The sequence below is a fragment of the Streptomyces chlorus genome (assembly GCF_042655885.1).
GTDB classification, from domain to species: Bacteria; Actinomycetota; Actinomycetes; order Streptomycetales; family Streptomycetaceae; genus Streptomyces; species Streptomyces chlorus.
On record NZ_JBHSOA010000025.1, the window covers coordinates 167,397 to 180,042 of the forward strand.

Here is a 12,646-nt window from a genome sequence, read left to right on the forward strand (position 1 = left end):
AGACTCCAGGGAACAGGCACACTGATAACCCTAAACTTCAACGTTAGGGTTCGGGTCGGCGATACGGACCGTCCCACATCGGCATCAGTCGTCGAACCGCGGCACGGCCGTGAGGCGGCGACACGTAACTCGAGGCGAGAGGCCTTCGACGTGGCAGCACCGCAGAACTACCTCGCAGTCATCAAAGTCATCGGTGTCGGCGGCGGTGGTGTCAATGCCATCAACCGGATGATCGAGGTCGGTCTCAAGGGCGTCGAGTTCATCGCCATCAACACCGACGCGCAAGCCCTGTTGATGAGCGACGCCGACGTCAAGCTCGACGTCGGCCGTGAACTCACCCGCGGACTCGGCGCCGGAGCCAACCCGGCCGTCGGCCGAAAGGCGGCCGAGGATCACCGCGAGGAGATCGAGGAGGTCCTCAAGGGGGCCGACATGGTCTTCGTGACGGCCGGTGAGGGCGGCGGCACCGGCACCGGCGGCGCCCCCGTGGTGGCCAACATCGCCCGCTCGCTCGGCGCTCTCACCATCGGCGTGGTCACCCGCCCGTTCACCTTCGAGGGCCGGCGCCGCGCCAACCAGGCGGAGGACGGCATCGCCGAGCTCCGCGAAGAGGTCGACACCCTCATCGTCATCCCCAACGACCGGCTGCTGTCCATCTCGGACCGCCAGGTCTCGGTCCTGGACGCCTTCAAGTCGGCGGACCAGGTCCTGCTCTCCGGTGTCCAGGGCATCACCGACCTCATCACCACCCCCGGCCTGATCAACCTCGACTTCGCCGACGTCAAGTCGGTCATGTCCGAGGCCGGTTCGGCCCTCATGGGCATCGGCTCGGCCCGCGGCGACGACCGCGCGGTGGCCGCCGCCGAGATGGCGATCTCCTCACCGCTGCTGGAAGCCTCCATCGACGGCGCCAGGGGCGTCCTGCTGTCCATCTCCGGCGGCAGCGACCTCGGCCTGTTCGAGATCAACGAGGCCGCCCAGCTGGTGAGTGAGGCGGCCCACCCCGAAGCCAACATCATCTTCGGCGCGGTGATCGACGACGCCCTCGGCGACGAGGTCCGGGTCACGGTGATCGCGGCCGGCTTCGACGGCGGCCAGCCGCCCTCGAAGCGGGACAACGTCCTCGGCTCGTCCTCGGCCAAGCGCGAGGAGCCCGCCCCCGCGCGGCAGCCCGAGAGCCGCCCGTCCTTCGGCTCCCTGGGCAGCGTCACGCCCAAGGAGGAGCCGGAGCAGGCCCCCGAGCCGGTCAGTGACATCCCGGTCGCCCAGCCGCCCGTCCCGCCGTCCCGCACCTACGCGGACAGCGCGGCCGAGGAGCTGGACGTACCGGACTTCCTCAAGTGATAGGACAGCGCGAAAGCGTGCGCGGCGCGCACTTCGCCCTCACCGACCGGTGGGGTGGGGTGAGCGCCGCTCCGTATGCGGAACTCAATCTCGGCGGGGCGGTCGGCGACGACTCCGGCGCAGTGCGCGCCAACCGCGAACTGGCCGCGAAGTCCCTCGCTCTCGACCCGGCGCGGGTGGTCTGGATGAACCAGGTGCACGGAGCCGACGCGGTCGTGGTGGACGAGCCGTGGGGCGCCCGTCCCGTTCCCGAGGTCGACGCGGTGGTCACCGCGCGGCGGGGCCTCGCCCTCGCCGTGCTCACCGCTGACTGCGTCCCGGTCCTGCTCGCCGACCCCGTCGCCGGTGTCGCCGCGGCGGCCCACGCGGGCCGGCCCGGACTGGTCGCGGGGGTGGTCCCCGCCGCCGTGCGAGCCATGACGGAACTCGGTGCCGACCCGGCCCGCATCGTCGCCCGCACCGGCCCCGCCGTCTGCGGCCGTTGCTACGAGGTGCCGTCGCAGATGCGCGCCGAGGTGGCCGCCGTCGAGCCGGCGGCGTATGCCGAGACGAGTTGGGGCACGCCGGCGGTCGATGTGGCCGGGGGTGTGCACGCCCAGCTCGAACGGCTCGGGGTGGGTGACCGGGAGCGGTCGCCGGTGTGCACACTGGAGTCGGACGATCACTTCTCGTACCGGCGGGACCGCACCACCGGGCGGCTCGCGGGCTATGTATGGCTGGACTGATGGGCATGACGGACCGTAAGGACGAACTCGCCGCGAATCTCGCGGATGTGGAGCAGCGGATCGCCGCCGCGTGCGCGGCCGCCGGGCGCGGGCGGGAGGAAGTGACCCTGATCGTGGTCACCAAGACCTTCCCCGCGAGCGATGTGCGGATCCTGTCGGAGCTCGGTGTGCGTCATGTCGCCGAGAACCGCGATCAGGACGCCGCCCCGAAAGCCGCCGAATGTGCCGACTTGCCCCTTGAGTGGCACTTTGTCGGGCAGCTTCAGACCAACAAGGTGCGGTCTGTGGCCGGTTATGCTGATTTCGTACAGTCCATCGATCGTTCCCGACTGGTCACGGCGCTCTCGAAGGAGGCCGTGCGCAACGGGCGCGAACTGGGCTGCCTCATCCAGGTCGCGCTCGATGCCGATGAGCCTGCGGCGGGAGGGGGTCGGGGGGAGCGCGGCGGCGTGGCGCCGGGCGGCGTCGCGGAGTTGGCTCGTCTCGTCGCCGGGGCCGAAGGCCTGCGGCTGGACGGGCTGATGACCGTCGCTCCGCTCACCGGGGAGTACGCCGGGCGCCAACAGGCGGCGTTCGAGCGCTTGATGGATCTGTCGACCGACCTGCGCGCGGCCCATCCTGCTGCGAACATGGTCTCCGCGGGGATGAGTGCGGATCTCGAACAGGCGGTTGCGGCCGGAGCGACACATGTGCGCGTAGGCAGTGCGGTACTCGGAGTCCGCCCCAGGCTCGGGTAACGTCGCCAGGAAGTCGGACCACAGCAGAAAATATGGTCATTGCCGCTGATCGGGCGGACTTGAGGACCTTGTGGATCGCGGGCACTTGGCGGTCGTCAGCGGATCCACCACAGAGCGGAGGGCACGGAGAATGGCCGGCGCGATGCGCAAGATGGCGGTCTACCTCGGCCTCGTGGAGGACGATGGGTACGACGGCCGCGGATTTGACCCAGACGACGACTTCGAACCCGAACTCGACCCGGAGCCCGAGCGGGACCACCGGCGGCACGAGCCGTCGCACCAGTCGCACGGCGTGCACGGGGCACATCAACTCCAAAGGGACGAAGAGGTACGAGTCGCCCCATCGCCCCCACTTCGCGAGCCGGCCGCCCGGTCCGCTTCGCTTCTCGCTGAATCGGCACGCCCGGCGCGCATCGCGCCCGTGGCATCCATCACACAAGAACGCGCCAGCCTGGAGAAGAACGCACCGGTGATCATGCCCAAGGTCGTGTCGGAACGAGAGCCTTACCGGATCACCACACTTCACCCGCGGACCTACAACGAGGCCCGTACCATCGGGGAACACTTCCGTGAAGGCACGCCTGTGATCATGAATCTGACTGAGATGGATGACACGGACGCCAAGCGACTTGTCGACTTTGCGGCGGGTTTGGTGTTTGGTCTTCACGGCAGTATCGAGCGGGTGACGCAGAAGGTGTTCCTGCTGTCTCCTGCTAACGTCGATGTCACGGCGGAGGACAAGGCCCGTATCGCAGAGGGCGGGTTCTTCAACCAGAGCTGAGACGCAGGACCGGACAGAAGCAGGGCACAGGGGAGAGGGACAAGCAGACCATGAGCGTGTTCGCGCAGGTGATCTACATCGCGCTGATGGTGTTCCTCATCGTGCTCATCTTCCGTCTGGTCATGGACTACGTCTTCCAGTTCGCCCGCTCGTGGCAACCCGGCAAGGCGATGGTGGTCGTCCTGGAGGCCACCTACACTGTCACCGATCCACCGCTGAAGCTTCTGCGGCGGGTCATCCCGCCGCTGCGTCTCGGGGGCGTGGCGCTCGACCTGTCCTTCTTCGTACTGATGATCATCGTCTACATCCTGATCTCCCTCGTGGGCAGTGCGCTGAGGTGACTGTGGACGACATGGGCCTGCCGACTGCCGATGACTACGTTGAGGTGAAGAGATGCCGTTGACCCCCGAGGACGTGCGGAACAAGCAGTTCACGACCGTCCGCCTCCGAGAAGGCTATGACGAGGACGAGGTCGATGCCTTCCTCGATGAGGTCGAAGCCGAACTGACGCGCCTGCTCCGAGAGAACGAGGACCTGCGCGCCAAACTGGCCGCGGCCACGCGCGCTGCTGCCCAGAACCAGCAGAACATGCGCAAGCCTCCGGAACCGCAGGACCAGCAGCAGCAACAACAGCAGGGGCCGCCCCAGGGGATGCCCCAGGGCATGCCCCAGCAGGGCATGCGAGGTCCCGGCGGTCCGGTGCCCGCCGGCATATCGGGCCCGCCGCAGCAGCAGATGGGTGGCCCCATGGGTGGTCCGCCCCAGCTGCCGAGCGGTGCGCCGCAGCTGCCCGCCGGCCCCGGCGGCCAGGGCGGCCCGCAGGGTCCCGGCCCCATGGGTCAGGGCGGCCCGATGCAGGGGCAGATGGGTCAGGGCGGCCCGATGCAGGGGCAGATGGGTCAGGGTGGCCCGATGCAGGGGCAGATGGGTCAGGGTGGCCCGATGCAGGGGCAGATGGGTCAGGGCGGCCCGATGCAGGGGCAGATGGGCCAGGGCGGCCCCATGCAGGGCCAGATGGGCCACGGTGGCCCCATGGGCGGCCCCGGTGGCCCCATGGGCGGTCCTCCCGGCCTCCCCGGACAGCAGGGCGGCCCCGGCGGCGACAGCGCGGCTCGCGTGCTCTCGCTGGCCCAGCAGACTGCCGACCAGGCGATCGCCGAGGCCCGTTCCGAGGCCAACAAGATCGTCGGCGAGGCGCGTTCGCGTGCCGAGGGTCTCGAGCGGGACGCCCGCTCCAAGGCGGACGCCCTGGAGCGGGACGCGCAGGAGAAGCACCGCGTCGCGATGGGCTCCCTGGAGTCCGCCCGCGCCACGCTGGAGCGCAAGGTCGAGGACCTGCGCGGCTTCGAGCGCGAATACCGCACGAGGCTGAAGTCCTACCTGGAGTCACAGCTGCGTCAGCTGGAGACCCAGGCGGACGACTCGCTCGCCCCGCCGCGTCAGTCTGCCGCCCCGTCGCTGCCGCCGTCCCCGGCGCCCTCGATGGCTCCGGCCGGTGCCGGTGCGCCGTCCTACGGCGGTAACCAGCAGATGGGCGGAGGCCCCGGTCAGCCCGGCCCGTCCTACGGTGGTGGCCAGCAGCAGATGCAGCCGGCGATGACCCAGCCCATGGCGCCGGTGCGTCCGCAGGGGCCGTCGCCGATGGGCCAGGCGCCCTCGCCGATGCGCGGGTTCCTGATCGACGAGGACGACAACTGACGGCCTGATGGCCATGAGTACGGCGTAACGGCCGGCAGTGTTCAGGGCGGGGCCCCGGGTTCGAGAACCCGGGGCCCCGCCCTTGTGCTACGCGCGTTGGGGCCCCTTCGCGGTAGTTGCGGTGGTTGTTCGAAGTGCGGGGCAGTTGTCCGTAGGACGCAACGCCGAAGGGCCCGGGTCCGCCGAATTCTTCTCTGCGGACCCGGGCCCTGGGCATTTCGGGGGGAGTGGGACGCGGTGGTGTGATTTACCCCTTGGACCTCACACCTTGCGGAGGCGGAAGGTCAGGGACAGGCCCTCGTCGGTGAACGGCTGCCCGTAGGTGTCGTCCGCCTCGTCCCGGGCGCTGTGCTCCTTCACGAAGGCCGTGGCCAGGACCTCGTCGGCGATGAGACCGGCGTGTTCGGTCAGGGCCGCGACGGTGGCGTCCTCCGTCGCCGTCCAGCGCAGGGCGATCCGGTCGGCCACGTCGAGGCCGCTGTTCTTGCGGGCCTCCTGGATCAGCCGGATCGCGTCCCGGGCCAGGCCGGCGCGGCGCAGCTCCTCGGTGATCTCCAGATCCAGGGCGACCGTGGCACCGGCGTCGGACGCCACCGACCAGCCCTCGCGCGGGGTCTCCGTGATGATCACCTCGTCCGGGGCGAGAGTGATCGTCTCACCGTCGACCTCCACCGAGGCGATGCCCTCGCGCAGCGCCAGGGACAGCGCGGCGGCGTCCGCGTTGGCGACGGCCTTGGCGACGTCCTGGACGCGCTTGCCGAACCGCTTGCCCAGCGCACGGAAGTTGGCCTTGGCCGTCGTGTCCACCAGCGAGCCGCCCACCTCGGACAGGGACGCCAAGGACTCGACGTTCAGCTCCTCGGTGATCTGCTGGTGCAGCTCGGGGTGGAGGGCGCCGAAGCCGCTCGCCGCGATCAGGGCGCGCTTGAGCGGCTGGCGGGTCTTGACGCCCGACTCCGCGCGGGTGGCCCGTCCCAGCTCCACCAGGCGGCGCACCAGCACCATCTGCCGCGACAGCTCCGGGTGGATCGCCGTCAGGTCGGCCTCGGGCCAGGAGGACAGGTGGACGGACTCCGGGGCGTGGGGGGTGACCGGCACGACCAGGTCCTGCCAGACCCGCTCGGTGATGAACGGGGTCAGCGGGGCCATCAACTGGGTGACCGTCTCGACGACCTCGTGCAGCGTGCGCAGCGCGGCCTTGTCGCCCTGCCAGAAGCGGCGCCGGGAGCGGCGGACGTACCAGTTGGACAGGTCGTCGACGAACGCGGACAGCAGCTTGCCGGCGCGCTGGGTGTCGTAGCTGTCCAGCGCCCGGGTCACCTGGTCGGTGAGCGCGTGCAGTTCGGAGAGCAGCCAGCGGTCCAGCAGCGGGCGGTCGGCGGGCGCCGGGTCGGCCTCGGACGGGGCCCAGCCGGACGTACGCGCGTACAGCGCTTGGAAAGCGACGGTGTTCCAGTAGGTCAGGAGCGTCTTGCGGACGACCTCCTGGATGGCGCCGTGGCCCACCCGGCGGGCCGCCCACGGGGAACCGCCGGCCGCCATGAACCAGCGGACCGCGTCCGCGCCGTGCTGGTCCATCAGCGGGATCGGCTCCAGGGTGTTGCCCAGGTGCTTGGACATCTTGCGGCCGTCCTCGGCGAGGATGTGGCCGAGGCAGACGACGTTCTCGTACGAGGACTTGTCGAAGACCAGGGTGCCGACCGCCATCAGCGTGTAGAACCAGCCGCGGGTCTGGTCGATGGCCTCGCAGATGAACTGCGCCGGGTACCGGCTCTCGAACAGCTCCTTGTTCTTGTGCGGGTAGCCCCACTGCGCGAACGGCATCGAACCCGAGTCGTACCAGGCGTCGATGACCTCGGGCACGCGCGTGGCCGTCTGCCCGCAGCCGCCCTGTGGGCAGGCGAAGGTGACCTCGTCGATGAACGGGCGGTGCGGGTCGAGGCCCGACTGGTCGGTGCCGGTCAGCCCGGTCAGCTCGGCGAGCGAGCCGACGCAGGTGAGGTGGTCGTCCTCGCAGCGCCAGATCGGCAGCGGGGTGCCCCAGTAGCGGTTGCGGGACAGCGCCCAGTCGATGTTGTTGTTCAGCCAGTCGCCGTACCTGCCGTGCTTGACGGAGTCCGGGAACCAGTTGGTGCCCTCGTTCTCCTCGAGCAGGCGGTCCTTGACGGCCGTGGTGCGGATGTACCAGGAGGGCTGCGCGTAGTAGAGCAGCGCGGTGTGGCAGCGCCAGCAGTGCGGGTAACTGTGCTCGTACGGGATGTGCTTGAACAACAGGCCCCGGTTGCCCAGGTCCTCGGTCAACTTCTCGTCGGCCTTCTTGAAGAAGACGCCGCCGACCATCGGGACGTCCTCCTCGAAGGTGCCGTCCGGGCGGACCGGGTTCACCACCGGCAGGCCGTAGGAGCGGCAGACCCTGAGGTCGTCCTCGCCGAAGGCGGGGGACTGGTGGACCAGGCCCGTACCGTCCTCGGTGGTGACGTAGTCGGCGTTGACCACGTAGTGCGCCTCGGCCGGGAACTCCACCAGCTCGAAGGGGCGCTGGTACGTCCAGCGCTCCATCTCGGCGCCGGTGAAGGTCTCGCCGGTGGTCTCCCAGCCCTCGCCGAGGGCCTTGGCGACCAGCGGCTCGGCGACGACGAGCTTCTCCGCGCCCTCGGGGCCCTTCGTCGCGACGACGTAGGTGACCTCGGGGTGCGCGGCGACCGCGGTGTTGGACACCAGCGTCCACGGTGTGGTCGTCCACACCAGGAGCGCGGCCTCGCCGGCCAGCGGGCCGGAGGTGAGGGGGAAGCGGACGTAGACGGACGGGTCGACGACCGTCTCGTAGCCCTGCGCCAGCTCGTGGTCGGACAGGCCGGTGCCGCAGCGGGGGCACCAGGGGGCCACGCGGTGGTCCTGGACCAGCAGGTCCTTGGTGAAGATCTCCTTCAGCGACCACCAGACGGACTCGATGTACTCCGGGTCCATCGTGCGGTACGGGTCCTGGAGGTCGGCCCAGTAACCCATGCGGGTCGTGAGCTCTTCGAAGGCGTCGGTGTGGCGGGTCACCGAATCGCGGCACTTGGCGTTGAACTCGGCGATGCCGTACGCCTCGATGTCCTGCTTGCCGGAGAAGCCGAGCTCCTTCTCCACCGCCAGTTCCACCGGGAGGCCGTGGCAGTCCCAGCCGGCCTTGCGGCCCACGTGGTAACCGCGCATGGTGCGGAAGCGGGGGAAGACGTCCTTGAAGACGCGCGCCTCGATGTGGTGGGCGCCCGGCATGCCGTTGGCGGTGGGCGGGCCTTCGTAGAACACCCACTCGGGGCGGCCCTCGGACTGCTCCAGGCTCTTGGCGAAGATCTTCTGTTCCTGCCAGAAGTCGAGCACCGCGTGCTCGAGAGCGGGCAGGTCGATCTGGGCGGGAACCTGTCGGTACGTCGGCGTTGTCATCAGCGGGCTTCCTCCGGCGGACTTGCTGCCTTCCGTCCGGAGGGACGAGAGCTGTGTCGATCCCTGCGCCGCCGTCGGCGCGCTCCCGCGGTACCACCCTCCTTGGCTCCCCGGTGCGTCGTGTGCGCCGGTGAACCCCCTCATTGGGGTCGCGATGCCGGTTCTACTCGCCGCTGCTGTCGGGCTGCGGCTTTCTTCCGACGGGCTCCGGGGTGATCTTCGCGTCGCGCTCGCCCCCGGGCTCACACCGTCCCCGGGTCGCTCTGGGCTGCGTACGCCGCTACTCGTCCCCATCCACGCTTTTCGCTCCGCCCAGTGTACGGCGCGGAGCGGACAGCGGCCGACCGGTTATTCCGCGGACGGTGAGCGGGGGTCCGGGTGGGGCCAGGGCGGGGTCCTGGTCCGGGGGAGTCCGTCCCCATGCCGTACGAGTCGCCGACAGGGAGACGTACCACCGAATGGAGTGGTACGGGCGTTCGGATTTCACGGCGTCCGACTTGGTGGCATACCCGGCGGGGAGCTGGGCACAACGCATGAAGGTCCGCCGCGCGGCGTCCGCGGGGCGGGCGAATCGGGCGGTGCGCCCCGTTGCCGCGGGACCCGAGTCGATTTATCGTCCCAGCACGATGCGCGCGCAAGATCACAGCATGTGAAAAGGGGCCGCGGCCATGGTGGCGAAGAAGACCGCCGTACAGCAGTCGGCGTCGGGCAGGGCCGTGCCCGCTGAGGAGTTCCGGGAGGGCACGAAGGCGACAGCGAAGGCGCAGGCGGGGAAGGCAGCCACGAAGCAGTCGGCCACGAAACAGTCGGCCGGGAAGGCCGGGGCGGGGAAGAGCACGGCAGGGAAGGCCGGGGCCGGGAAGGGCGCTTCCGCCTCTGCCTCCGTGAAGGCGAAGGCGGAGAAGGGAGCGGCGGCCTCCGGAGCCACGCGATCGAAAGCGACGGCTTCCAAAGCCGCCGCGGGCAGGAGTTCCCGGAAGAGGGCGGCCGCCGAGGGAGCGAAGGCCGGCGCCGGGCGGGGCGCCGCGCGCGCGGGCGGTGCGGGGGGAAGCACCACCAGGACCAGCGGGGGCACACAGGACACGGCCGGGCACGGCACGGCCGCTGACGCGGGTGCGGCCGAGGCCGCGACGCAGACGGGAGCGACGACGGTGGGTGCTGAGAAGACCCCTGGCACGGCGACGGCGGCGAAGACCGCCGTGCCCATGGCGCGGCTCGTGGCAGTGGAGCCGGGCGACCTCGCGGTGCGTCCGGGCGAGGAGCCCTGGACACCAAAGGAGGTCGAGGACGCGCGGGCCGATCTGATGGCCGAGGCGCTGCGGCTGCGCGAGGAGATCACCTCGTCCGAACGGTCGCTGGCCGGTCTGATGCGGGACTCCGGAGACGGGGCGGGTGACGACCAGGCAGACACCGGCACGAAGAACATCACGCGTGAGCACGAACTGGCGCTCGCCGCCAACGCACGCGAGATGCTCACCCAGTACGAGCGCGCCCTGCAGCGGCTGGACGCCGGTACCTACGGCCTGTGCGAGAGCTGCGGCAACCCCATCGGCAAGGCCCGGATGCAGGCCTTCCCCCGGGCCACGCTGTGCGTCGAGTGCAAGCAGAAGCAGGAGCGCCGGTACTGAGCACCGTTGGACACTGCCTGAGCACGAGGGCCGCGCGGGGTGTGCCGTACCCTCGTCCTCAGTCAGGTACCTAGGTTGAGGGACTCACGTGGCAGAGGCGGAGCGCATCATCGGTACGCCGGAAACCCCGGACGCGGACCGGGGCGGGCAGGACCGGACCGGGCTGGACCGGGCCGATGCCCAGGACGCGGAGGCGGCGGCCGAAGCACCCCGCGGCAAGCGGCGCGTGGCCGTGCTGTTCGCCGTCGCCGTCGCCGCCTACGCCCTCGACCTGATCAGCAAGATGATCGTGGTCGCCAAGCTGGAGCACCACGAGCCCATCGAGATCATCGGGGACTGGCTGAGGTTCGAGGCGATCCGCAACGCGGGCGCGGCCTTCGGCTTCGGCGAGGCATTCACCGTGATCTTCACACTGATCGCGGCGGCGGTGATCGTGGTGATCGTCCGGCTGGCCCGCAAGCTGTACAGCCTGCCCTGGGCGATCGCGCTGGGCCTGCTGCTCGGCGGTGCCCTCGGCAACCTCACGGACAGGATCTTCCGCTCCCCGGGTGTCTTCCAGGGCGCGGTCGTCGACTTCATCGCGCCCAAGCACTTCGCCGTCTTCAACCTGGCGGATTCGGCGATCGTCTGCGGCGGCATCCTGATCGTCCTGCTGTCCTTCCGGGGCCTCGACCCGGACGGGACCGTCCACAAGGACTGAGCAGGACCGAGAGCGCGCGTGCGGAGTTGCCGGGCCGGTCCGGCATACTCGACGGGTGAGCACCATTCCCGAGATCCGAACCCTGCCCGTGCCCGACGGACTGGAGGGCGAGCGCGTCGACGCCGCCATCTCCCGTATGTTCGGCTTCTCCCGGACCAAGGCGGCCGAAATCGCCACCGCGGGGAAGGTCACGGTCGACGGATCGGTGGTCGGCAAGTCGGAGCGGGTGAGCGGGGGCGCCTGGCTCGAGGTGGAGATGCCGCAGGCGCCCGCCCCGGTGCAGGTGGTCGCCGAGCCCGTCGAGGGCATGGAGATCGTGCACGACGACGACGACGTGGTCGTGATCGCCAAGCCGGTCGGAGTCGCCGCCCACCCCTCGCCGGGCTGGAGCGGACCGACCGTGATCGGTGGCCTCGCCGCCGCCGGGTACCGCATCTCGACCTCCGGCGCCGCCGAGCGCCAGGGCATCGTGCACCGCCTCGACGTCGGCACCTCCGGTCTCATGGTGGTCGCCAAATCGGAGTACGCGTACACGTCGCTGAAGCGCCAGTTCAAGGAGCGCACGGTCGACAAGCGCTACCACGCCCTGGTCCAGGGCCACCCCGACCCGACCAGCGGCACCATCGACGCGCCCATCGGCCGGCATCCACACCACGACTACAAGTGGGCGGTCACCGCCGAGGGCAAGCCCTCCGTCACGCACTACGACCTCGTCGAGGCCTTCCGGGCCGCCTCCCTCCTCGACGTCAAGCTGGAGACCGGCCGCACCCACCAGATCCGCGTCCACATGGCCGCCCACCGGCACCCCTGCGTCGGCGACCTGACCTACGGTGCCGACCCCACGCTCGCCAAGCGGCTCCGCCTGACCCGTCAGTGGCTGCACGCCGTGCGGCTCGGCTTCGAGCACCCCGGGGACGGCTTGTGGGCGGAGTTCACCAGCGACTACCCCGAGGACCTGCGCCAGGCGCTCGACCTGGTCCGGGAGGAGACCTACGCGTGAGCACCCCGTACGTGGTCCGCGAGGCGGTGGAACCCGGAGACCGTCAGGCGTGCTTCGCGGTGCGCAAGGAGGTCTTCGTCGCCGAGCAGGGCGTGCCCGAGGACCTGGAGTACGACGCGTACGACGCCGGTGCCGTGCATGTGCTCGCGGTCGGTGAGGACGGCGAGGCGCTCGGCACCGGGCGGCTGCTGCACGGCGGGGCCGCCGCGGCGAAGACCGGCGGTGACGCGTCGGTCGGGTCCCTGGGGCGCCTCGCGGTGACGCGGGAGGCGCGGGGGCTCGGCGTCGGGGGCGCCCTGGTGCGGGGCGTCGAGGAGGCGGCCCGGGCCCGCGGTCTCACCGCCGTCGACCTGCACGCGCAGACCCATGCCCTGGGGTTCTACGAGCGGCTGGGGTACGTGGCGTACGGACCGGAGTTCCCGGACGCGGGGATGCCGCACCGGGCCATGCGGCGCGCTCTGTGACCGGCCGCGTTCTGTAGCCGGGCCTGCCCGGGGACCGGCCGGGCCCTGTCGTCGTACGACGCGTGACCGGACCCGTTCCGTGGCCGGGCGCGCGTGGCGACCCGTGACGCCGGACGCGGGGTGCGGGGTGTCGGCGTGGC

11 protein-coding genes are annotated in these 12,646 nt (G+C 70.6%); 10 read left to right on the forward strand and 1 reads right to left on the reverse strand.

What is annotated here, in order from left to right; translation table 11 throughout:
* The first annotated feature begins 150 nt into the window (after positions 1-150).
* The 6 genes from ftsZ to ACFPZI_RS12330 all read left to right on the forward strand — a co-directional run bounded on the left by ftsZ (position 151) and on the right by ACFPZI_RS12330 (position 5,285).
* Entirely contained in the window at positions 151-1,344 is a 1,194-nt protein-coding gene (gene ftsZ, locus ACFPZI_RS12305) for a cell division protein FtsZ (protein WP_381362157.1), read from the forward strand.
* Entirely contained in the window at positions 1,341-2,069 is a 729-nt protein-coding gene (gene pgeF / locus ACFPZI_RS12310) for a peptidoglycan editing factor PgeF (RefSeq protein WP_381362160.1), read from the forward strand. The genes ftsZ and pgeF overlap by 4 nt, the downstream gene beginning before the upstream one ends.
* A gap of 5 nt (positions 2,070-2,074) precedes the next feature.
* Positions 2,075-2,806, forward strand: coding sequence for a YggS family pyridoxal phosphate-dependent enzyme (locus tag ACFPZI_RS12315; protein WP_381362932.1), 732 nt, complete (start codon positions 2,075-2,077; stop codon positions 2,804-2,806).
* Between the two features lie 130 nt (positions 2,807-2,936).
* Positions 2,937-3,587, forward strand: a complete 651-nt coding sequence (locus ACFPZI_RS12320) for a cell division protein SepF (protein ID WP_381362163.1) — start codon at positions 2,937-2,939, stop codon at positions 3,585-3,587.
* Positions 3,588-3,637: 50 nt separating this feature from the next.
* A complete protein-coding gene (locus ACFPZI_RS12325; RefSeq protein ID WP_055593377.1) occupies positions 3,638-3,928 on the forward strand; it encodes a YggT family protein in 291 nt (96 codons plus the stop codon).
* A gap of 52 nt (positions 3,929-3,980) precedes the next feature.
* Positions 3,981-5,285: a DivIVA domain-containing protein gene (locus ACFPZI_RS12330; RefSeq protein WP_381362166.1), complete on the forward strand. Its 1,305-nt coding sequence runs from the start codon at positions 3,981-3,983 to the stop codon at positions 5,283-5,285.
* A 261-nt stretch (positions 5,286-5,546) separates the two neighbouring features.
* Here ACFPZI_RS12330 and ileS read toward each other — a convergent pair whose 3' ends face one another.
* A complete protein-coding gene (gene ileS, locus ACFPZI_RS12335) occupies positions 5,547-8,714 on the reverse strand; it encodes an isoleucine--tRNA ligase (protein WP_381362169.1) in 3,168 nt (1,055 codons plus the stop codon).
* Positions 8,715-9,382: 668 nt separating this feature from the next.
* On the opposite strand from ileS, the gene ACFPZI_RS12340 reads away from it, so the two are divergent.
* From ACFPZI_RS12340 to ACFPZI_RS12355, 4 genes are all read left to right on the forward strand, one after another.
* Positions 9,383-10,342: a TraR/DksA family transcriptional regulator gene (locus tag ACFPZI_RS12340; protein WP_381362171.1), complete on the forward strand. Its 960-nt coding sequence runs from the start codon at positions 9,383-9,385 to the stop codon at positions 10,340-10,342.
* 88 nt (positions 10,343-10,430) lie between these two features.
* The gene (lspA, locus tag ACFPZI_RS12345; RefSeq protein WP_381362172.1) at positions 10,431-11,042 is read left to right on the forward strand and encodes a signal peptidase II; all 612 of its coding nucleotides are present in this window, start codon (positions 10,431-10,433) and stop codon (positions 11,040-11,042) included.
* Between the two features lie 55 nt (positions 11,043-11,097).
* Positions 11,098-12,042 (forward strand): RluA family pseudouridine synthase, encoded by a 945-nt coding sequence (locus ACFPZI_RS12350; protein WP_381362174.1) that lies wholly within the window; start codon positions 11,098-11,100, stop codon positions 12,040-12,042.
* Positions 12,039-12,506 (forward strand): GNAT family N-acetyltransferase, encoded by a 468-nt coding sequence (locus tag ACFPZI_RS12355; RefSeq protein WP_381362176.1) that lies wholly within the window; start codon positions 12,039-12,041, stop codon positions 12,504-12,506. The genes ACFPZI_RS12350 and ACFPZI_RS12355 overlap by 4 nt, the downstream gene beginning before the upstream one ends.
* The last annotated feature ends 140 nt before the right edge of the window (positions 12,507-12,646 follow it).